Origin of the sequence: Pseudomonas sp. PS01298, assembly GCF_029959745.1 — a bacterium.
In the GTDB taxonomy this organism is placed as follows: Bacteria; Pseudomonadota; Gammaproteobacteria; order Pseudomonadales; family Pseudomonadaceae; genus Aquipseudomonas; species Aquipseudomonas aylmerensis.
The window spans coordinates 57,045-78,888 of sequence record NZ_JASCPP010000002.1; the positions used below are offsets into that span (position 1 = coordinate 57,045).

The window sequence follows — 21,844 nt, forward strand, 5'->3', positions numbered from 1 at the left end:
GTGCGTTGAGTTCTCAAATCTTGTGCCCGCGCGCAGCGTTCTCCGGCCACGGCTCACTGCTTATGCTGACCCCACACGATGACAGCACTGAACACAGTGCGCCTGACATGAGGGTTTCATGATGTCCGCAGCAATCCCCCGCAAAAAACTGGTCGAGGCCGCACCCCATGCCTCGTTCGACCTGAATGCAATCGTCAAGACCTTCCCCGAGAACGCCGACACCCTGTTGGTGGACACCCGCCTGACCGACGAAGATGAAGCCAGTGGCCGTGTGTTCCGGGTGTATCACCCGACGCCGGCGCACTATCACGCCACCTGTGACGAGTACCTGATCATCCTGTCCGGCCGCGCGCGCTTTTTCATGGGTGACCGCGAGCCGTTCGAAGTGGGTCCGGGCGAGATGCTGTTCTTCAAGAAGTTCACCATCCACGGCATGCCGGAAATCCTCGAGCATCCTCTGTTCATGGTCTCGGTCGACACGCCGCGACGCGACCCCAGCGATATCATCTTCGTCGACCCGGCCGCCGGCACCGCCGCCTCCTTCGTGCAGGCATTGACATGAGCACCCAGGCCCTGGAGATCGTGGCGACGTTCCCGGTCGAGCGGCCGGGCAACCCTACCGTCATGCCGGATGGGCGCGTGCTGGTGTCCGTCTCGGCGATCATCGCGCCGCCGTTCTCGGTGCGTGCCGTGACCGCCGACGGCGAGCACCCGCCTTACCCGAATGCGCGCTGGGCGGGCAAGCCCGACGCGCAGGGCCACGGTATGTCGGCGGTGATCGGCATCCGCACCGACCCACAGGGTATCGTGTGGATTCTGGACATGGGCGGCCCGCAGCAACAGCCACGCCTGATTGCCTGGAACGACCAGGAAAACCGCCTGCAACGCCTGATCGTGTTACCGCAGAATGTGCTGCGCCCCAGCTCCTTCACCCAGGATTTCGTGATCGACTGGCGCCAGCAACGCATCTACATCGCCGACATGACGCTGAACCCGGCGGGCACCAGCGACTACCCGGCGATTATCGTCGTCGACCTGCAAACCGGGTTGTCATGGCGTGCGCTGGAGTGCCATCCAGCCTTGATGCCGGGCGATGAACCGCTGCAAATCGCGGGAAAAACCCTGGCCCTGCGTACCCCGGAAGGCGAAGTGATCCCTTACCGCTACGGCCTGAACCCCATCGCCATCGACCCACTGGGCCGCTGGGTGTACGTCGGCTCGATGTCGGCGCGCCAGGTCTACCGGATCGCCGCAACAGTACTCGCGCAACCGGCGGATGCTGCACGACTGGACGCCGCCGTGGAGTACTGGTGCGAAAAACCCTGTTGCGACGGCTTTGACGTGGATGCCGAAGGCAACGTCTACGTGACCGACATCGCCAACAACGCCATCGGCCTGGCCTCCCCCGCGGGCTATCGCATCCTCGCCCAGGACGACCGGTTGCTCGGCTGGCCGGATGGCGTCGAACTGGATGCCCAGGGCCGCTGGCTCTACATCACCGCCAATCAACTGCACCGTCACCCCTTGCTCAATGCGGGCGAGGACGACAGTCGGCCCCCCTTCCATGTATTGCGTCTGCGAGTGGACGCGCCCATGAACCCAGAGGTAAAACCATGAGTGAAGTACGTGTCTCGATTGCCATTGCACGCCCGGTCGACGAAGTCTGGTCGGTGCTCGGCGGCTACAATTGGCTGCCGCGCTGGCTGGACGTCATTGCCAGCAGCAACCTGAGTGACGGTGGGCGTCTGCGCCAACTGAAAACCGCCGACGGCGCACTGATTGTCGAGCGCTTGCTGACGTTTGACGAAGACGCCCGGCAGTACAGCTACGCCTTGCTCGAAGGCCCGTCGCCGGTAATCGATTATGTCGGCACGATGGCGGCCAAGGACGATGGCCAAGGCGGCACACTGGCGAGCTGGTCCAGCACCTTTATCGTCCAGGGCGCGGAAGAGGCTGAGGTTGTCGCGCATTTCGAGGCGCTGTATGCCGCCGGGCTGCAAGGCCTCAAGCGCGTGGTCGAAGCCCAGGCTTAACCACGCGTCATAAACGCCTGCAGACGCGGCACCATGAAGTCGAGGAAGGTGCGGATACGCTGGGGCACGTGCTGGCCGCCCTGGTACAACGCGTGCACTTCCTCGCAATCATGCCCGTTGTGCGCCAGCAGCTCGACGAGTCGGCCCGCGGCGATATCCTCGTCGATATGAAAATCGGCCAGGCGCGCAATGCCCGCGCCGGCGATAGCCATGCGCCGGACCGTCTCGCCGTTGTTGGCTTGCAGGTTGCCCTGCACGATGCGATCGACGATGCGGCCACTCTGGTTCATCGGCCAGACCGGGGTGGCACGACGAAAGTTGAAGCTCAGGCAGTTGTGCTCGCTGAGGGCTTCGAGGGTTTCAGGCACGCCGTGCTTTTCCAGGTACAGCGGTGAAGCGACGATCTTGCGCCGCGCCACGCCGATGGTCCTGGCACGCAGGGTCGAGTCACTCAAGACGCCAACCCGAAAGGCGACGTCCGTGCGGTCCAGGTACATATCGACGATGTCATCGCACAGCGACAGGTTAATCTGGATATTCGGGTGAGCGTCCCAGAACGCCGGCAGGTTGGGCTCGATGGCCAAGGTGCCGAACGCCACCGAGGCATTGATGCGCACGGTCCCACGGGCTTTTTGCGCACCCTGGGCCAACACCCGCTCCACATCATCGAGGTCAGCCAGCAAGGCAATGCTGCGCTCGTAGTAGATGCGTCCTTCGTCGGTCAGCGACAGCTTGCGAGTGGAGCGCTCCAGCAGGCGCACGCCGAGGCGCAGCTCAAGGCGAACGATCAGTTTGCTCACGGTCGAGGGCGTCATCAGCATCTGGCGCGCGGCCTGGGAGAAACTGCCAGCGTCCACCACGCGCACAAACACCGACATTTCACCCGCTCTGTTATCCACGTTCGTTGCTCCACTGGCTGATTAGTGAAAAATTATCACAAACGCCAGGGGTGCAGAGGCCGATAAACCGCTGCCTTATTCACTTGTCTTGTGAAACGGATTCACCTCACGAGTCAGGAAATCGATCAATGCCCGCGCCGCCGCCGACAGTTGGCGATGTGGTGCGAAGATCACCGAGAACGGCCGCGAACGTCCTGCCGCCTGCTCTAGCAAGGGCACCAGCCGTCCGCTCCGGATGCGCTCGCGCACAATAAACTCGTAGGTCTGGCAGATCCCCATGCCGTGCTCGGCCAGCGATACCGTGCCCAGGACATCATCGGCTACCAGCACAGTCGCCTGGGGCAGCCACTCTCGGTCAACTCCCTGTTCGCGAAACAGCCAGGGGCCGACGCGGCCGCTGCTGGGCATCACGAACGGCAGGCAGGCATGCGCAGACAGGTCATCCACGCTCAATGGAGCGGCCACGCGGCGCAGGTAGTCGGGCGCGGCGACCACGCACAACGACGCATCTTCCAGCTTGCGCCCGATCAGGCCGCTGTCGGGCAAGGCCCCGAGGCGGATGGCCAGGTCATAGCCTTCGGCGACGAGGTCGACATTGCGATTGCTGATGCTCAATTCGATGCTGACCTGGGGGTACTGCCGGTGGAATTGGCACAGCAGGGGCGGCAGCCGGAAGTGGCCGTAAGTGGTCGGCACGCTGAGGCGCACGCGGCCGGTCAAGGCGCCTTCCTGGCCCTGGATCGAGCGTTCGGCATTGTCGATCAACGAGAACGCCGCGCGGGACTGCTCGAGGTAGAGCACACCGGCCTGGGTCAGGCTCAAGCGTCGAGTCGTGCGCCGCAACAGCTGCACGCCCAGACGCGTCTCCAGGCGAGAAATCGCACGGCTGACCACCGACGGCGTCGTCGCCAAACATACTGCACCCGCGCTCAGGGAGCCTTTTTCCACCACGGTGACGAAGACTTCCACATCCGCAAGATAATCGAATCGACGGCTCACTTTTGCCTCCAACGAACAGGTGCTGTTCTCGCCAGCGAGTTTATCGCCACCACAGGCATGAATATAGTGCGCCCAGCCTTCCGGCCCTCTCTTCTCAATCAGGAACGCCCATGCGCACACTCAGCCGAATCGCCCTTGCAATGACGGTATTCACCACGGCACTTCACGCCCAGGCCAGCAACGTGCTGGTGGTGCTGTCCGATGCCGACCACCTCGACCTCAAGGACAACAAAGTCTTCTCCACCGGGTTTTATTTGAACGAACTCATGCAGCCGGTGAAATTGCTGCTCGACGCCGGCCACTCGGTGACCTTTGCCACGCCCACTGGCAAGGCTCCGACGCTGGATAAATCCTCCACCGACGCGGCTTATTTCAACAACGATGCGGCGGCCCTGCAGGTGCACAAGGTGCTGCTCGAACGCCTGAAAATCACCTCGCCGGGTGAGTCGCCGGTGATCAGCCTGTCGCGCGTCGAACAGATCGGCTACGAGCAGTTCGATGCCGTGTACGTGCCCGGTGGCCATGCGCCGATGCAAGACCTGCTGCACAGTGCCGAGCTGGGCAAACTGCTGAAGCACTTCCATGCCAACCAGAAAACCACCGCGCTGGTCTGCCATGGTCCGATTGCCCTGCTCTCGACCTTGTCCGACCCGACGTCCTTCACCCAGCAGCTGGAAAACGGCAACCCCGCCACCGCGACCGGCTGGACCTATGCCGGCTATCAATTCACGGTCATCAGCAACCAGGAGGAAGAACTCGCCAAAGGCCTGCTGAACGGCGGCGCCATGAAGTTCTATCCCCAGACGGCACTGCAACACGCCGGTGGCACCTACAGCAGCAACACCTCGCCGTGGACCAGCCATGTGGTCATCGACCGTGAGCTGGTGACGGGGCAGAATCCGGCGTCGGCACTGGATGTGGGCAAGGCGATCCTCAAGCGTCTGCCGGCCAGGCCCTGACTGCCCAGCTGTGCATTGCAGTCAAGAGTATTGTGCGCGCCAGCGCATTTTTCTCCCGACCTGCGGCAGGGATACTACGGCGCATCAACCGTAGTAATGCCCTGCCTTGCACAGGGCGCAGGAGACTGGATGAACACGCACTTTCAACGTTTGCTCGGCCCGACACAATTCTCGATCGGCCTGGAACTGCCACTGGACAATGACTGGTCCACTGCTGGCCAGCGCCTGCGCGTCACCGAGCAACGCCCCTTTGGCGTGCCCGACATCAAACAGCATGCCCAACTGGCGAAGCTCGCGGACACCGTGGGTTTTCGCGCGCTATGGGTGCGCGACGTACCGGTCTACGACCCGCACTTCGGCGACGCCGCACAGGTGTTCGAGACCTTCTCTTACCTGGGCTACCTTGCCGGCATCACCGACAACATCATGTTGGGCACCGCCGCAGTGGTGTTGCCCTTGCGTCAACCGTGGCTGACCCTCAAGGCCGCCAACAGCATCGACGAGTTGAGTGACGGACGCCTGCTGCTCGGCGTTGCCAGTGGTGACCGACCGATGGAATACCCCTTGTTCGGCGTCGACTACGAGCAACGCGGCGCGCTCTTTCGCAGTGCCGTCGAACTGCTGCAGACCCAAGGAGCCGGACGCCTGCCCCAGGGTGCCGAGTTGCTGCCGCAACGCAAGGAAGCTTTCCCGCTGCTGGTGGCCGGGCTTGGCCAGCAATCGCCGAACTGGATCGGCGAGCATATGGGGGGCTGGCTCGCCTACCCCGGAACCGCCCAGGAACACCGGCGCCGCGTGCGCCTGTGGCGCGAAGTGGGGGGCGACAAACCCTACATCACCTTCCTGCACCTGGACCTTGAAGCCGACCCGCATGCACCGATGAAAACCTTGCGCTTCGGCGGGCGTGGCGGGCGAAACGCATTGATCGAAGAGCTGCAGGCGCTGCGCGAAGCCGGCGTGCAACATGTGGGCTTGCACTTGCGTCACAGTGCCAGGCCCATCGTCGAGGTCATGGAAGAGCTCGCCGAATATGTGTTGCCCCGGTTCCACGGCGCCGCCTGACAGCCGCTCAAGCCCCACGGCGTGGGGCTTGTTTCACACGATGGCGCGAATCGTGCCGCCCTCCACGCGCATTGCCATGCCGTTGAGCGCCGGTGAGGCCGCCAGGTGCAGCACGCTGCTGGCCACTTCCTGCGGCTCGATCATGCGGCGGATCAATGAAGTCGGTTCGGTTTCATCGAAGTAGGCTTGCACCACCTGCTCGGCAGTGATGCCCTTCTGCGCAGCGATTTCCCGGTGATAACACTTGACCGCCTCGGTGCTGGTCGGCCCCGGCAGTATTGAGTTGACCCGCACCGCGGTGCCTTTGGTCAACTCGGCCAACGCCCTGGAGATACCCAGCAGACAGGTTTTCATCGCGCCGTAGTGCACCATCCACGGTTGTGGCTTGATCGCGGACTCACTGCTGATAAACACAATCGAGCCATGCCCGCGATCCAGCATGGCCTTCATCACCAGGCGCGTCATGCGCACCCCGCTCATCACATTCACATTGAAGTAATGAAGCCACTGGGCATCGTCGGTTTCGAAAAAATCGCGGACCTCGAAGATACCCACGTTATTGATCAGAAAATCGATCGGCCCCGCGTCAAGCGCCAGGGCGACCAGGCGCTCCGGGTCACCTTGCGCCGTCAGGTCCGCGACCATCCCCCGACTGTGTTCACCCAGCTCCTGGAGCGCTGAGTCGAGCTCCTCCTGATGCAGGCCGCTGACGACCACGCGGGCGCCTTCAAGGATGAAACGTTGAGCAATGGCCAGGCCAATGCCGGTTGCGCCACCGGTGATCAGCGCGGTTTTTCCGGTCAGTTGGTAATCCATGTGTGCCGCCTTCTTTTGTTGTTTTGCGCACCATCATGCCCCAAGCCAGGAGCGAGGATTTTCAACCATTGGCGAAGACTCAATCCGCAAAGACTGAAAAAACGATCAGCGCCGTTGAGGCGACAACTGCGGCGCGAGCCTATCCAGCAGAAAGTCGATAAAGACGCGGACGCGGTGAGGCAGTTGCTGGCCGGGACCGATAAACACCGCATGAATCGCTTCGGTTTCACCGCTGTCGTAAGCCTGCAGAATCGGCACCAGGCGCCCGGCATCCAGGTCGTCCTGGATATGAAAGCTTGCCAGCCGGGCGATCCCCAGCCCTGCCAGGGCACAACGACGCAGGCTCTCGCCATCACTGACCAGCGTGTTGCCCTTGGGCTCGATCTCGACGCGCTGGCCATCGGCGCCTCGGAACACCCAGGCCTGGGAGTGCCGATGGAAGCCGAAGCTGAGCCGGTTGTGCCGTTGCAGCTCGTCCAGGTTGTCCGGCTGGCCGCAGCGCGCAATGTACTCAGGCGACGCCACGGTGAGCAGGCGGCTCTCCCCAAGACGCCGCTGCACCAGGCTGGACTCCTTCATCGGGCCGGTACGGATGGCAATGTCGGCACGCCGCTCCAGCAGGTCGACGACGGTGTCGGTGAGTTCGATATTCAGGGTGATGTCCGGGTACGCGGCGAAAAAACCGGGCAGCAAGGGCAACAAGCAATGCTGCCCAAACGGCAGGTTGGCGTTGACCTGAATCAGCCCGCTGGGTTTGGCGACATTGGCGATGTCGCGCTCCGCCGAGTCGATCAGCTCCAGGATGCGCAGGCACTCGCTGTTGAATCGCTCACCTTCGGCGGTGAGTTCCAGGCGCCGCGTGGAGCGGTGCAACAGGCGTGCCCCCAGCCGCGTTTCCAGGCGTGCGATCAATTTGCTCACCGCCGACGGCGACATGTCCAATTGCCGCGCTGCCTCAGAGAACGTCCCGGCATTCACGACCCGTGTGAACACTTCCATCTCGCCGGAACGATTGACGTCTTTGATATTTAGCATGAAGTGAATTCACAGATATTTGTCATTCAAGCAGTCTAGCTCATATACAAGACCGACCGTATGGTTAAGCGTTCCAGTATCTGGAGCGCCTGTCCTTTGCGCCCGCGAAGGCCAGTCATCAAACAAGAAATGAGGAGAAGACAGTGAAGATTTTCGTGACCGGCGCGACCGGCTACATCGGCGGCTCCGTCGCCAAATACCTGGTGGATGCAGGCCATGAGGTCAGTGGCCTGCTGCGCAATCCACAGCAGCGCGAGGCCCTGCAGGCGCTGGGTATCACCCCGGTGCTCGGGACCCTGGATGACGCCTGCATTCTCAGCGAACAGGCACGCCTGGCCGATGTGGTGGTCAACGCCGCAAACTCCGACCACCTCGCCTCCGTAGAAACCTTCATCAAGGCGTTGAGCGGCAGCGGTAAAGTGCTGCTGCACACCTCCGGCTCCAGTGTGGTCGGTGACGACGCACGAGGTGCTTACGAACGGGCGGATATTTTTACCGACGAGACGCCCTTTACCCCGATGGACATTCGCAAGGACCGGGTCGAGATCAATCAAATCGTGCGCCGCGCCGGCGTCGAACAGGGCATTCGCAGCATCGTGTTCTGCCCCACGATGATCTACGGCGAATCCCTGGGCGTCGCGTCGAAAAGCGATCAATTGCCCAAGCTGTTCGCCCAGTCACGCAAATATGGCGCCGGTGCGTACATGGGCGCCGGCGTGCATCGCTGGTCCAATGTGCACATCGACGACCTTGCAGAACTCTATCGACTGGCCATTGAGAAAGCGCCATCGGCCTCGCTGTTTTTTGCCGAAAACGGCGAAGCCTCATTCCTTGAAATTGCCACCTCCATCAGCAAGGCCCTGGGTTTCAACGGCAATATTCAAAGTTGGCCTGCCACTGAAGCGATCGCCGAGCTGGGCGATTGGGCACGCTTCGCGATCGGTTCCAACAGCCGCTTGCGCGCGGTGAACGCGCGTGTCCTGCTGGGCTGGAATCCTCAGCGCGAGTCGATCCTGCAGTGGATCGAAAACAGTGGTGTGCAGTGGTGACAGCTGCACGCTCATTCGGTTGATCAAGAGCTCACTTCGGTGAGCTTTTTTACGCGCGTATAAACCCCGGCAGAAAAATCCCAGGCAAAAAAAAGCGTGCGACCAGCACGCTTGATTCAAGCGCCTTGTCGCACGCCAGGCCCAGCCGGGCCTGAAAAGAACACAGCCCGTGTGCCTTAGCCCAGTACTTCCAGGGCTACGCTTTCGATACCGGCGGCATCCAGGCGGTAATGCCGATACAAATGGGTCGGCGGTGCGATCAGGCTGTACTCATCGTACAGGCCATGGCGCCGCACCTTGACGCCGATCCCCTCCTCGGCAATGACTTCGCACACCGCCCCGCCCAGCCCGCCGATGATGTTGTGCTCTTCGACAGTGAGGATCGCGCGGCTATTGCGCGCCGCCGTCAACACCGCTTCACGGTCCAGTGGCTTGATGGTGGTCATGTCGATCACACCGACCGAACGCCCGGCGGCATTCAATGCCCGTGCAGCCTCGATAGCCGGGTGCACGGTCGAGCCGGTAGCGATGATGGTCAGCTCATCGCCGGTCAGGTGCACGGTGGCCTTGCCGAAAACGAAGTCCGGTACGGTGTCGTATACCACCGGATCTCGCCCGCGCTGAATGCGGAAGTAGATCGGCTGCGGGTAGTTGGCCGATGCCAGGATCGCCGCCTTCAGCTGGTTGCCGTCGGCCGGTGCGACGACCGTGATATCGGCGATCGAACGCATGATCGCGAGGTCCTCGGTGGCATGGTGAGAGGTGCCATAGAAGCCCAGTGAGATACCCGCATGGTGACCGATGAGGCGCACCGGCAGCGCCGAGTAGGCCACGTCCATGCGGATCTGCTCGCAGCACAGCAACGGCAGGAACGACGCAAAGGTCGCCACGAACGGCTTCATGCCCACCGCCGCCATACCGGCTGCGGCAGATACCATGTTCTGTTCGGAAATGCCGAACTGCACAAAGCGTTCGGGGTGCAGCGCGGCAAATTTCGACAAGCCGTTGGAGTACTGCAGGTCAGCGGTGCCGGCAACCACCGGCTCACCGCGCTCGACCAGTTCAATCAGGGCATCCGACAGGGCACTCAAACTGGGTGTCTGCTGGTTCAGTTGCCGGTACTGCCAGGAGTTGTTCGACAGCGGAGCGGAATTCATGGCTCAGATCACCTTGCTTTTGATTTCGTCGATAGCACGTTGCGCATCTTCAGGATCCAGATACCCCAAGTGCCAGCCTGGCTCGGTTTCCATGTACGAAACCCCTTTGCCCTTGACGGTATTGGCGATGACGCACACCGGTTGTGTGCGGGCAGTGTCGGCCTTCAGGCGACGCAGCAAGCCGGTGACTGCCGCGAGGTCATGGCCATCCACCACATGGGTCTCCCAGCCGAACGCAATCCATTTGTCAGCCAGCGGCTCAATGCCGATGACGTCATCGACATTGCCGTCGAGCTGGTACCCATTGCGGTCGATGATCGCCACCAGGTTGTGGACCTTGTGGTGAGCTGCACCGAGCGCGGCTTCCCACACCTGCCCTTCCTGCATCTCGCCGTCGCCGAGCATCACGTAGGTGGTGAAGGACTGGTCCAGCATCCGCCCGGCCAGGGCCATGCCCAAGCCGCCGGACAACGCATGGCCGATGGAGCCGGATGAAAAATCCACTCCCGGCACCTTGCGCATGTCCGGGTGGTCCCCCAATGGGTTGCCCAGGCGCGTGTAGTTGTCGAGGATCTCTTTTTCGAAAAAGCCCCATTCAACCAACACCGGGAACAGCCCGACTGCTGCATGCCCCTTGCCCATCATGAAACGGTCACGGTCGGGCCACTTCGGCTCGCCGAACCGCAGGTCCATCACGTCGTAGTACAGCGCGGCGAACAACTCGGCGGCGGAGAACACCGAGGTGTAGTGACCGACCTTGGCGATCTCGATCAGGCGAATGGTTTCCAGGCGAATGAACTGGGCCTTCTCGCGCAGTCGCGCCAGTTCCTGTTCGGTCGGCGTGAAGTCGTGCCCGGCAGTGGCGTGCAAATCAGTCATGTGCGCGCTCCTGAGCCTTCAGACGTGGCGTCATGTAGTCGTTGAGGCGCGGCATCACCTGTTGCGCGGTAAGTGCCATCGAACGGCGCCACAGCGCTTCATCATCCCACTCGTGGAAGGTGGTCATCAGGGTGCCGAACGGGCCGGTCTGCTCACTGAAGGCCACCAGTTGCTCGGTGACCGAATTCACATCACCGTAAATCACCATCTCGTTGATGCAATGATCGACGGTGACTTCCTCGTCGGTCATGTCCGGGCGCGTCTTGAAGATCTTGGTGTAGTGGTTGGTCGCGAGGTTATCGATCATGTAATCGAAGTAGCGTCGCAAAGTGCAGGTTTCCTGGGCCAGGTAGTCCTCGGCCTGGGCCTGGGAATCGGCCACGAATACCGAGCGGGCGACGCGCCAGTTGTTGGCATCGGGCTTGATCCCAGCGCCTTTAGCCCCCTCGCAGTAAGCCTGCCAATGCGATGCCACGGTGGCAGTGGGGTTGAAGTTGGCGGACATCAAGTCCCAATCCTTGGCCCCCGCCAGTTTTGCGGTGCCGGAGAACGGGCTCATCGCCGTGGTTGCCACCCGTGGGAAAGGTTTCTGGAACGGCTTGGGCATGTAACCGATTTCCAGCGCGTGGTGCACCGCGTCCTTGAGAATGACCTGATAGTGCTCGGAGGTGAACGCGTAGGGGGCATCCGCGCCCCAGATCGCGCGGATCATCTCGTAGCAGTCGACCATCATCTGCCCGCGATCCTTGCCGTTGCTGCCATACACTTCGAAGTCGGAAGCCAGCCCGCCCGGGCCGATCCCCATGATGAACCGCCCCTTGGACATGTGATCGAACATCGCGGCATCGGCGGCAATCCGCGCCGGGAAATGATGGGGCAGGTTCAGCACCCCGGTGCACAGTTTCATGCGCTGGGTCAGCGGGATCAGCGTGGATAGAAATTGCAGCGCGTTGGTGATGGGCTCGGTACGCTGCGACGTGTGCTCACCGACCCAAAGCTCATCGAAACCGACGCTATCGGCGTGGACGGCGCAGGCAATATCCTGGTCGTACATCTCGTGATAGTCCCAGCCCTTGTGATGAAGTGGCTGCATAAACATAGCGAGTTTCATGACGTTCTCCTGCTGTTTTCAGTGGCCGGAGTGCTGCAGACACCATGGACGCAACACACCGTTTTCGTAACGTGCACTCGTTTCGCAGGCGTGCCAGTGCCGGCGCTGCAAGTGGCAACGTTCAAACGTGGGTTCAAATCGGCGCGATGCTCGACGCGCCAGTCGTTCAACTTCCGTGCAAGAGCCAGCCTCCGTCCACGAGCAGGTCGATACCGGTCACGTAGGACGACAGTGGCGAAACCAGGAACAGGGCGGCATCGGCGATTTCCCAGGGCTCGGCGGCGCGGCCCAACGGGATGTTGCCCAGCACATTGTTCTGTCGGTGTTGTTCAAGCAGCTGTGGTGCCAGGTTGCCCGGCGTCGCCGTCAACCCCGGCGAGATCGAGTTGACCCGGATCTTGAACGCGCTCAAGTCCTTGGCCAGGCTTCGCGTCATGGCCAGCACGGCGCCCTTGGACGCGTCATAGGTGCAGTGATTGGCCATTGGCCGGTGGCCGCACACCGATGACAGATTGACGATCGCGCCGCCGTCGCCCTGCCGGCGCATGTAGTGCTGCGCCGCCTGGGCACCGAGGAACACCGCACGCGTATTGATTGCATGCAGCCCATCCCAGAACCCTGCATCGATGGCATCAATCGCCTTCAGCGGGTAGACGCCGGCATTGTTGATCCAGATATCCAGCCGGCCAAAACGCTCGACTGCGACATCCGCCAGTTGACGGATCGCTTGCGGGCAACTGACATCGGTCGAGTGAAACGCCACGCTGAAACCGGCCTCGACCAACTCAGCACTGCGCTCCGGCGCCAGGCTGCCGATCAGCACATTGGCCCCGGCTTCGGCCAGGCGCCGGCTGATGGCAAAGCCAATGCCACTGCTGCCGCCCGTCACCACCGCGGTTTTCCCGGACAGGTCCAGCAGCCCGGCGAAGGGCTGGTAAGGCAAGGCTTGATAGGGTCCGGACATGTTCTCACCTGCTCTTTGTTTATCGTTGATCATGCGGTAGCCAGGGCCATGATGCGGTCCGGCGCAATCTGCGACCGCTCGAGGATGCCTTGGCAGCAACCGCGAGCCATGACCATGACGCGATGGGATAGGCCGATGACTTCCTCCAGGTCGGAACTCACGACGATCACCGACATGCCGGCCTTCGACAGCTCAATGATCAATTCGTAAATTGCCGCACGCGCGCCCATGTCGATGCCGCGGGTCGGCTCATCGAGAATGATCACCTTGGGATTGCGCGCGATCCATTTGGCAATCACGACCTTCTGCTGGTTACCGCCCGAGAGCTTGTCGAGCCGTTGCCCCGCCACGCCCTTGATCCCCAGCGCGGCAATACGCTCGTGGGCGAAGGCCGTCACGCGGTGGTTGGCGACGATGCCGCAGGCGCTGAGCCGGTCGAGGTTGCAGTACGCCAGGTTCTCGGCAATGGTCTGCGTCAGCACCACGCCTTCGGATTTGCGGTCTTCGGGAATCAGCACCACACCGGCGCCGATCGCGGCCAGCACGTTATTGGCCGGCAGCGGTCGACCGTTCAACAGCACGTCGCCGTGGCTGACGGCGCTCAGCCCGGCAATCGCCTGCACCAGCTCGGTACGGCCAGCCCCGACGATGCCGGCGATGCCGAACACCTCCCCGGCCTTGACCTCGAACGAGATGTCGCGAAAGCGCCCGGCCTTGTCCGACAGCTGCTCCACGCGCAGGACCACGGCGTCCTGCGGCGCCGGCAACTCGGGGAACAACCGTTCGATGGGCCGTCCGACCATCTGCGACACCAGCACACCCACCTCGGCCGCCCCGCTCTCGTGGCGAGCGATCAGGTGCCCGTCCCGCAGGACCACGACCTTGTCGGCGATCCGCGCAATCTCGTCCATGCGATGGCTGATGTAGATAAACGAGACGCCCTGCTGCTTCAGGGTTTCGATTTGCTGGAACAACCGCTCGGTTTCTTCCTTGCCGAGGGCCGCCGTGGGTTCGTCGAGAATCAACAAGCGTGAATTGAGTGTCAGCGCACGCGCGATTTCGACCAGTTGCTGGGCGGCAATCTTCAACTCCCGCACCGGCGTTTGCGGCGAGATATCCAGCCCCAGGCGCTGCAATTGCTTGGCGGTCTCGCGGTGCAGGGTCTTGCGGTCGATGATTGCGCCACGCGTCGGCAGATGGCCGAGAAACACGTTCTCCGCCACGCTCAAGTCCGCCAGCAAATGAATTTCCTGATGGATCATATTGACCCCCAGCGCCATGGCGGCCGCCGGACCGTTCGGCGCGTAGGGCTCGCCCGCCAGGAGCATGCTGCCTTTGGACGGCGCCAGGGCGCCGGCAATAATCGAGGAAAAGGTCGACTTGCCCGCGCCATTTTCCCCAAGCAAAGCCACCACTTCGCCGTAGCCGATATCGAGGCTGATGTCCTCCAGCACGCGCACCGAGTTGAACGATTTGCCGATCTGCGTAGCCCTGAAAAGAGGTGCCGGGACCGTTGGGTGAGTACTCATGACGTGCCCTCCTGGATCCGGTTCACGGGTGCTGCTCAAGGAACGTCGCCACGTTGTCGCGGGTGGTGACAAAGGCCGGTAGCAACTGCGTCTTGGCCACCGGCTTGCCCTGTTGCAGGTCGAGCGCGGTACGCAGCGCCGTGCGGCCCATTTCCACCGCCTGCTGGGTGATGGTCATGTCCATCTTGCCGTCGCGAATCGCCTCCAGGGCCGAGGGCAAACCGTCGTACCCGAACACCCAGACCTTGTGATCGATATTGGCGACCTTGACGGCTTGTGCCGCCCCCAGCGCCGGTGCATCCGAACGGCCGATGAACACATTGATCCCGGGATTTTTCTGCAACATGTCCTGGGCGACTTTGAAGCCGTTGTCCTGCAGCCAGTCGGTGGGCTTGCGGTCGACGATCTTCATCCCCGGCGCGTCTTTCAACACCGCGTCCAGGCCCTGGGCCCGGGCCACTTCAGTGGAGTCGCCCAAGGTGCCCTGCAGCAGGCCGATTTCAGCCGTGCCACCGGTCAGCTTGATCATTTGCCGAGCCAACTCCCCCGCCGCCGCGAGGTTATCGGTAGCGATGTACGCGTCGCATTCGACATTTTTCGGGAAGTTGTCGATGCAGATCACGGGCACACCCTGCTGCCGCGCCAGGCGTACCGGCACCGCCGAGGCCGCACTGCCGGTGGCGGTATAGAGCAGCACATCGATGCCTTTGCTGAGCATGTCCTGGATCTGGCTGACCTGCCGCGCCGGATCAGCCTGAGCGTCTGCCACCAGCACATTCTTGATCCCGAGTGCGTTGGCTTGCTGTGTCACGCCGTCACGTACCATCAGGTAGAACACCCATTGCAGGCTCGGGATCGACATGCCGACGGTGATTTCACCCACGGGCTTGGACTGGGCGTGCGCACTGATCGACATCAGGCAGCCAAGCAGAAGCGCGAGAGCACGCACTGGAAACGCTGAAAGCTTCATGGTTTTTATCCTTATTATTTGGGCTTGGAATCAGTCAGGGTTGCGCTTGAGCAGGTCAAGCATCACGGCAAACGCGATAACGGCGCCGATGACCACTTGCTGGACGAAGGGTGAAATGCCGGCCAGGTTCAAGCCGTTGCGTAAAACGCCGATGATCAGTACACCGATGAGAGTGCCGACCACGCTGCCGGCACCGCCCTTGAGGCTGCCGCCACCGATGACGACGGCAGCGATCACGTCCAGCTCATAGCCCACGCCCGCGCCGGCCCCGGCGGTGTCCAGCCGGGAAGTCATGATGATGCCGCCCAGGGCTGCACAGACTCCGGAGATGATGTACACCGCGCTGGTGTAGGCCTTGACCCGGATTCCGGCGAGCTTGGCGACTTTGCTGCTGCCGCCGATGGCGTACAGGCTGCGCCCCGCAACGGTGAACCTGAGGACAAACCAGAACAGCAGTGCGAGTACCACGAAGCACCCGACCGTCAGTGACAGCACGCCAGCGTAGCGAATCACCGAAAGGTTGCTGAACCACTCCGGGAAGCCGCTGATTTGCGCGCCATCGGTGACCATGTAAGCGAGGCCTCGCGCCACCGACATCATTGCCAGCGTGGCAATGAACGACGGCAAGCCGGCCTTGACCACCAGCAACGCAGTGGTCGAACCACACGCCGCACCGACGAGAATGGCACCGAGCATGGCGACCCACATGGGCAGCCCGACTACCTGACCGAGCCAACTCATGGCCATGATTGCCACGGCCAGTACGGCGCCTACCGACAGGTCGATGCCGCCAATCAGGATGACCAGGGTCATGCCCAATGCCATGATGCCGAGGACCGTGACCTGATCGAGTACATTGAGCAAGTTGCTCACGGTCAGGAAACTATGCGTCGATACCGTCAATACAACACACAACAGCAATAGACCGATCAACGGGCCGGCGACACTGGTGTCCAGGCCGACCCACTTTGGAAGCGATCCGGCCAGTCTGAACTTGCCCAACAACTGATTGTTCATACCCATATCCACTTATTATTTAATTGTTATAAGAACGAGCACTGCGCAACTAACGAATCAGTCTTGCAACTGACGGTACCGCCCACCCATGTACAACAGTGGGTCGTCGAGTGGCTGGGTGATAACCTCCAGGACATTGCCGATAAACACGGTGTGCGTCCCGTGCTCCAGGGTTTGCACCACTTCGCAGAAAATCGCCGCCTGGGCGTCGGCCAGGTACCGGATACCCTGTGCTCCCGTGCGCCATTGACCCTCTACAAAACGCCGTTCGCGCAGGTCGGGCTGGCTGAAGATCCTGCAGATCGGCTCATGCTGGCTTTGCAGCATGTTCACGCAGAACAGCCCGGATCGCTTGATCACCGGTGAAGCGCTGGCAGTGCGGTTGATGCAGATCAGGGCCGAAGCCGGGTCCATCGACACCGAGGAAAACGCGGTGGCGGCCAGGCCGTGGGGCCGGCCCTCATCGTCGAGTGTGGTGATCAGGGTCAAGGACGAGGCAAAGCGTCCCATCGCGGTTTTGAATGGGCCGGCCAGGTCGATCGAAGGGGCAGCCTCCTGATAATTAACACGCATCTTGAAACCCTCTTATTGTGTAGTGACTCACACGCTCGGTATTCATTATTCGCAATCTTCCCTACTTTTCTATTCACTTTTAAAAAATTGACTTTTCACCGACCGCGTAAGATGAAGCCAACAACAAAGACATTTGAATCACGTTCACATATCCCCTGAAATGCCCATGGCAAAGCCTTCGCGCCGGCGCAACTGCGCTCACGACTTACTTAACTAATGGAATTAGCTGAAGAATCGTTTAATACTTTGCGAACAATTAGAAAACAGCCTCGTGAGATGAATCATCATGGTGGATCGACTACAGGACATGCGATTGTTTCGGCTGGTCGTGCAGACAGGCTCACTGTCCACCGCCGGGCGGCAGATGGGCCTGTCGCCCGCGGCCATGAGCGGACGGCTGAAGGCAATGGAAGAGTTTTATGGCCTGCGCCTGCTCAAGCGCAATACACGCAGCTTGAGCCCGACCGCTGAGGGTCAGTTGCTTTTTGAGAACGCGCTGAAGATTCTCGAAGACGTCGATGCCCTGGACAACATCATCAAGAACGGTCACAGCGACCTGCTGGGTACCATCGGCCTGACCTGCCCCACGGACCTGGGTCGCCAATGGGTCAGCCAACTGGTGGATGCCTTCCTGCGCGACAATCCGCATGTCAGCGTTCGCCTGTTTTTCACCGACCGGATCCTGGACTTTGTCGAGTCCGGTTCAGACATTGCGATCCGCTTCGGCGACCTCCCGGACAGTTCATTGATCGCGCGTTCGCTGGGTGTCGATCGGCCGATGATTTGCTGCGCGCCCGAGTACCTCCACCGCTACGGCGCCCCGCTGACGCCGGAAGACTTGCACCAGCACAATTGCCTGGTGCAACTGCGCGCGGACTTTGCACTGGATCGCTGGAAATTCATCAAGGACGGGGTCTCGACCACCATCCAGGTCAAGGGCAACCGCCTCGCCAACGACGGTTTTACCCTGCGCCAGTGGGCGATCCAGGGCCTGGGGATTATCTGGAAGTCAGTCTGGGAAGTCGCCGACGATATCCAGGCTAAACGCCTGATCCCGTTGCTGGAAGACTATCAATGCCCAACGGCCGGCTTTCACCTGCTCACCGAAGGCGGGAAGAAATTGCCGCAGCGGGTCAAGTCGTTCGTGGAGTTCGCCGTGCAGTACTTCAAGCATCTCGACATGCCGGCCCGGCACGTCCTGGCACTCAACCAAGCGGCACAGCCTGCAGGTCGTCCAGAACCGGCTTGAGCGCTCCCGCCAGTCGTTCGTAGGCGCGGTGCATGCCCTCATAAAAGGCGCTGCGCGACGGGTCGGGCAGCGCGACGCTTTGCACCGGCGCACGCCAATCCGTGGCGGTCTGCTGCAAGTCGGCAAAGACCCCGGCACCATGACCCGCGAGCATCGCCGCGCCCAACACGCCGTATTCGGCGCTGGGCAGCTTGTGATAAGGCAAACCCAATACGTCGGCCTTGATCTGGCGGAACACCGGGCTGTTGGCACCACCTCCCAGGCTGATCACCCCACCCAACCCTGCGACGTTGTCGATGTCCCGCATGCAGCGCAGAAACTGCGCATATTCATAAGCGATCGACTCGAGCATCGCCCGGTATTGGTCGGTGCGGTCATGCGACCAGTCAAGGCCGACAAACGCCCCCGACAGCGACGCATCGAAGGGGGCATGCCGCCCGCCACAATGAGGCAGGTACAGCAGCTTGTTGCGGGCACACAGTGCCGCCGCCCTGGCTTCCAGTTGCAGGCATTCGTCCGGTGTGAGGCCAAACCCCTTGAGCGTCAGGCCAGCGCCACCCACATACGCCATCGAGTAGTACATGCCGGGAACGCAATGCCGGAACGTCGACAGGGTCTTGTGTTGCGCGTCCACGGCAAAGGTGTCGAGCAAGGTCGCGAGCACGGCTCCCGTACCGGCTATATCGAAGAGTTGCCCACTGGCGAACGCGCCGGTCCCGAGCAGGGAGGCCGCGATGTCGGCGCACCCGGCGAAAATCGGCGTGCCGACCGGCAATCCGCAGTCACGCGCCGCGCGTGCGCACACCGCGCCAATCCGGTCCCAGGGCCTCACCAGTTGGGGCAACCGTTCGGCGTCAAGGTGAAACTCATCGATCAACGAGGTATTCCATTGCAGCGTGCGGCTGTCGGCAAAGCTGTTGAAACCCAGGTAAGTGTCATCCATGAAGGCCGCGTCGGCCTCCAGCGCGGCCATGCGTCCAGCCACATAGGCCGCGGGCATGATGAGCTTGCTGACCCGTCGATACACCTGGGGCTGCTCATCGCGCCAATACAGCCACTTCGCCGCATGAGTGGCACTCACCGGGCCGCCCGAGCGCTCGATGATCTGTTGCTCGTAGGGCTTGAGTCGCTGCACCTGGCTGGCACACCGCATGTCCAGCCATGAGTCATACGGCGTGGTCGCTTCCCAGTGACGGCCGATCGTCGAGATGCCAGCCATTTGTCCGCATATCGCAATACCACACACATCACGCGCATTGATGGAGGGCTGGGCCAGGGCGTCGGCGATGGCGAGCATGACCGAGGCGTACATTTCGTCCGGGCACTGCTCGTAGACCCGAGGCGCGGGGTTGGACAAACGCGCCGGACGGCTGGCAGCGCCCCGTCTTCGACCGCTTTCGTCAATAACGCCGACACGGGTGCTGGAGGTGCCCATGTCCACCCCGATAAACAAGGCTTTACGCTTCAAGAGTCACTGCTCGCAGAATCAAACGCCGAGGGTTGAGCACACAGAATACTGCGATCACGGCCGCTGCGGCAGAGGCCCCTCAGGGTCCCCCGGGACGCGGCGGTGAGGCTCAACAAGGCGGCTCATTCCGGGCCCGCAGCATGTCAGCGATAACCCTGGCCAATGCGGACTGATCAAACGGCTTGGGCAAACGCGTCAACGCGCTTTTGAGGTCCACTGCCACCTCTGCGAAGCCGGACGAAAGGATGATCGGCAGCGCCGGAAACAGCTGCTCGAGGGTGTTGGCGAGCTCGACCCCGTTCATCTCCGGCATCGCCATGTCGGTGATGACCAGGTCGAAGCGCTCTCCCTGCGTCAGGCACGCCAACGCAGCCTGCCCTCCCGCCGCCGGCGTGACGCGATGCCCGAGGTCTTCAAGCATCGCGCCGGTGCTGATCAGCACCAGCGGGTCGTCATCCACCAGCAGGATATCGAGGGGTTGCACGTGGAATGTGTCAGGCGGGCTTTGGGTTGATACCGGTTCAGTGGCATCCGGCGAACTGTGCACCTCGGCAACCGGCAACCAGAGTTCGGCACGCGTGCCCTCGCCCACCACACTCTTGAGCACAAAGTGGCCCTTGGATTGCGCCGCCAGGCCATGCACCATCGACAGCCCCAGCCCTGTGCCTTTGCCCGCGCCTTTGGTGGTGAAGAACGGCTCCATCGCACGCTGCAGGGTCGCCTCACTCATCCCCGGCCCGGTGTCGATGACAGCGATGCAAATCAGCCGGTCGGAACCGGGCGGGCTGCCGGGAAACGAATCCTCCCTTGCCGAGATCAGAATCCGCCCCTCGCCGACCATGGCATCCCGGGCGTTGATGACCAGGTTCATCACGGCCATTTCCAGTTGGCTCATGTCGACCAGCACAGGGCGCAGGACCAGCGGGAACTGAGTGTCGACGCGAATGCCGGCGCCGAGCATGCGGCACAGGAGATCGGACATGTTTCTGATCAGGCCGCCCACATCCACAGGCTGCGGATCAAGCTCCTGACGACGGGCAAACGCGAGCATACGCTGGGTAAGCGTCGCGCCGCGTTGAGCGCCCGCGATGGCATTATTGAGCAATGACTGGACTTTTGAATCCTGTGGCACGCGCTTCCTGGCCAGCTCCAGGCTGCCGAGGATAACCATCAGCAGATTGTTGAAGTCATGCGCGATCCCGCCGGTCAGTTGACCCAGGGACTCCATTTTCTGCGCCTGGAACAACGCTTCCCTGGTCTCCTTGATCTCCTGTTGCGCCTGCACGCTTTCGGTCACGTCGCGGGTGATTTTCGCGTAGGCAATCAGCTCCCCCTGCTCATTTCTGATCGGGTCGATCACCACATGGACCAGGAACCGCGTACCGTCCTTGCGCACGCGCCAGCCCTGCCCTTCGTATCGCCCCTCACTGACGACCGTGGCCAGGGCACGCTGAGGCACATGATTGGCGACGTCATCCGCCTGGAAAAACATTGAATAATGCCTGCCGATCACTTCGGCAGGCTCATACCCTTTGATGCGCTGGGCGCCAGCGTTCCAGGTGGTGATGATGCCGTTGGGGTCCAGCATATAGAGGGCGTAGTCGGTGACGCCTTGCACGAGCAGGCTGAACTGCTGCTCGCTCTGGCGCAGTGCCTGCTCTGCCGCCCGGCGTTCAGTCAAGTCGCGCGTGACTTTTGCGAAGCCGATCAGCGAGCCATCCTCTGCGCGTATCGGGTCGATGATCACCAGGGCCCACAGGCGCGTGCCGTCTTTCCTGACTCGCCACCCTTCGCCTTCAAAGCGGCCTGACTCATCCGCGCTCTTCAGCGCCCGGCCGGGCAGGTCGGATGCCAGGTCCTCCGGCGTGTAGAACAACGAGAAGTGCTTACCCAGCACTTCGCTTTGGTCGTACTGCTTGATCCGCTTGGCGCCCGAGTTCCAGCTACGAATCAGCCCATTCGTATCAAGCATGTAGATGGCGTAGTCCACCACGGCTTCCACGAGCAACCGATAACGGTCTTCCGGGTGGTTGGGCTGATTGGCAGGCACGGATGGCATCAGGGTAGCCTCGAAG

The 21,844-nt window shown here is 61.8% G+C and carries 21 protein-coding genes; 7 read left to right on the top strand and 14 right to left on the bottom strand.

Annotation, left to right across the window (positions count from 1 at the left end):
* The first annotated feature begins 118 nt into the window (after positions 1–118).
* The 3 genes from QMX97_RS01435 to QMX97_RS01445 are packed head-to-tail and all read left to right on the top strand — an operon-like array spanning position 119 to position 2,033.
* Complete coding sequence (locus QMX97_RS01435; RefSeq protein WP_226940006.1) at positions 119–562, top strand: cupin domain-containing protein; 444 nt, start codon at positions 119–121, stop codon at positions 560–562.
* Positions 559–1,617 carry an L-dopachrome tautomerase-related protein gene (locus QMX97_RS01440; protein ID WP_120448127.1) on the top strand — a complete coding sequence of 353 codons (1,059 nt, stop codon included), beginning with the start codon at positions 559–561 and terminating at the stop codon, positions 1,615–1,617. The genes QMX97_RS01435 and QMX97_RS01440 overlap by 4 nt, the downstream gene beginning before the upstream one ends.
* Positions 1,614–2,033 (top strand): SRPBCC family protein, encoded by a 420-nt coding sequence (locus QMX97_RS01445; RefSeq protein WP_213552285.1) that lies wholly within the window; start codon positions 1,614–1,616, stop codon positions 2,031–2,033. Before QMX97_RS01440 ends, QMX97_RS01445 begins: the two co-directional genes overlap by 4 nt.
* On the opposite strand, the gene QMX97_RS01450 is transcribed toward QMX97_RS01445, so the two are convergent.
* Both QMX97_RS01450 and QMX97_RS01455 read right to left on the bottom strand, forming a co-directional pair.
* Positions 2,030–2,932, bottom strand: a complete 903-nt coding sequence (locus QMX97_RS01450; RefSeq protein ID WP_201143956.1) for a LysR family transcriptional regulator — start codon at positions 2,930–2,932, stop codon at positions 2,030–2,032. The genes QMX97_RS01445 and QMX97_RS01450 overlap by 4 nt on opposite strands.
* Before the next feature lie 75 nt (positions 2,933–3,007).
* Positions 3,008–3,931, bottom strand: a complete 924-nt coding sequence (locus QMX97_RS01455) for a LysR family transcriptional regulator (RefSeq protein ID WP_282395708.1) — start codon at positions 3,929–3,931, stop codon at positions 3,008–3,010.
* A gap of 110 nt (positions 3,932–4,041) precedes the next feature.
* Here QMX97_RS01455 and QMX97_RS01460 point away from each other — a divergent pair, with 110 nt between their 5' ends.
* Positions 4,042–4,890 (top strand): type 1 glutamine amidotransferase domain-containing protein, encoded by an 849-nt coding sequence (locus tag QMX97_RS01460; protein WP_201143954.1) that lies wholly within the window; start codon positions 4,042–4,044, stop codon positions 4,888–4,890.
* Between the two features lie 129 nt (positions 4,891–5,019).
* Entirely contained in the window at positions 5,020–5,952 is a 933-nt protein-coding gene (locus tag QMX97_RS01465; RefSeq protein WP_065905607.1) for a TIGR03571 family LLM class oxidoreductase, read from the top strand.
* A 33-nt stretch (positions 5,953–5,985) separates the two neighbouring features.
* Here the strand turns inward: QMX97_RS01465 and QMX97_RS01470 are convergent, their stop codons facing one another.
* On the bottom strand, positions 5,986–6,768 hold the full coding sequence (locus QMX97_RS01470; RefSeq protein ID WP_282395711.1) for an SDR family oxidoreductase: 783 nt from the start codon (positions 6,766–6,768) through the stop codon (positions 5,986–5,988).
* Positions 6,769–6,873: 105 nt separating this feature from the next.
* Entirely contained in the window at positions 6,874–7,803 is a 930-nt protein-coding gene (locus tag QMX97_RS01475) for a LysR family transcriptional regulator (RefSeq protein ID WP_065905605.1), read from the bottom strand.
* A gap of 143 nt (positions 7,804–7,946) precedes the next feature.
* Here QMX97_RS01475 and QMX97_RS01480 point away from each other — a divergent pair, with 143 nt between their 5' ends.
* On the top strand, positions 7,947–8,852 hold the full coding sequence (locus QMX97_RS01480; protein ID WP_282395712.1) for an NAD-dependent epimerase/dehydratase family protein: 906 nt from the start codon (positions 7,947–7,949) through the stop codon (positions 8,850–8,852).
* 176 nt (positions 8,853–9,028) lie between these two features.
* Here the strand turns inward: QMX97_RS01480 and QMX97_RS01485 are convergent, their stop codons facing one another.
* From QMX97_RS01485 to QMX97_RS01520, 8 genes are all read right to left on the bottom strand, one after another.
* Entirely contained in the window at positions 9,029–10,009 is a 981-nt protein-coding gene (locus tag QMX97_RS01485; RefSeq protein WP_065905603.1) for a transketolase C-terminal domain-containing protein, read from the bottom strand.
* Positions 10,010–10,012: 3 nt separating this feature from the next.
* The gene (locus QMX97_RS01490; RefSeq protein ID WP_213552280.1) at positions 10,013–10,888 is read right to left on the bottom strand and encodes a transketolase; all 876 of its coding nucleotides are present in this window, start codon (positions 10,886–10,888) and stop codon (positions 10,013–10,015) included.
* Complete coding sequence (locus QMX97_RS01495; RefSeq protein WP_065905601.1) at positions 10,881–11,999, bottom strand: LLM class flavin-dependent oxidoreductase; 1,119 nt, start codon at positions 11,997–11,999, stop codon at positions 10,881–10,883. Before QMX97_RS01495 ends, QMX97_RS01490 begins: the two co-directional genes overlap by 8 nt.
* Positions 12,000–12,165: 166 nt before the next feature.
* Entirely contained in the window at positions 12,166–12,963 is a 798-nt protein-coding gene (locus QMX97_RS01500) for an SDR family oxidoreductase (protein WP_083221424.1), read from the bottom strand.
* Positions 12,964–12,992: 29 nt separating this feature from the next.
* On the bottom strand, positions 12,993–14,492 hold the full coding sequence (locus QMX97_RS01505; RefSeq protein ID WP_282395713.1) for a sugar ABC transporter ATP-binding protein: 1,500 nt from the start codon (positions 14,490–14,492) through the stop codon (positions 12,993–12,995).
* A gap of 22 nt (positions 14,493–14,514) precedes the next feature.
* Complete coding sequence (locus QMX97_RS01510) at positions 14,515–15,462, bottom strand: sugar ABC transporter substrate-binding protein (protein ID WP_201143949.1); 948 nt, start codon at positions 15,460–15,462, stop codon at positions 14,515–14,517.
* A gap of 30 nt (positions 15,463–15,492) precedes the next feature.
* Positions 15,493–16,479, bottom strand: coding sequence for an ABC transporter permease (locus QMX97_RS01515; RefSeq protein WP_065905598.1), 987 nt, complete (start codon positions 16,477–16,479; stop codon positions 15,493–15,495).
* Positions 16,480–16,536: 57 nt separating this feature from the next.
* Positions 16,537–17,052 (bottom strand): flavin reductase family protein, encoded by a 516-nt coding sequence (locus QMX97_RS01520; RefSeq protein WP_065905597.1) that lies wholly within the window; start codon positions 17,050–17,052, stop codon positions 16,537–16,539.
* 286 nt (positions 17,053–17,338) lie between these two features.
* Here QMX97_RS01520 and QMX97_RS01525 point away from each other — a divergent pair, with 286 nt between their 5' ends.
* Complete coding sequence (locus tag QMX97_RS01525) at positions 17,339–18,301, top strand: LysR family transcriptional regulator (protein WP_177343950.1); 963 nt, start codon at positions 17,339–17,341, stop codon at positions 18,299–18,301.
* Here QMX97_RS01525 and QMX97_RS01530 read toward each other — a convergent pair.
* Entirely contained in the window at positions 18,258–19,769 is a 1,512-nt protein-coding gene (locus tag QMX97_RS01530; RefSeq protein WP_282395715.1) for an FGGY family carbohydrate kinase, read from the bottom strand. The two genes, QMX97_RS01525 and QMX97_RS01530, sit on opposite strands and share 44 nt — an antisense overlap.
* Before the next feature lie 109 nt (positions 19,770–19,878).
* The gene (locus tag QMX97_RS01535) at positions 19,879–21,828 is read right to left on the bottom strand and encodes a PAS domain-containing sensor histidine kinase (protein WP_282395716.1); all 1,950 of its coding nucleotides are present in this window, start codon (positions 21,826–21,828) and stop codon (positions 19,879–19,881) included.
* Positions 21,829–21,844 lie beyond the last annotated feature (16 nt).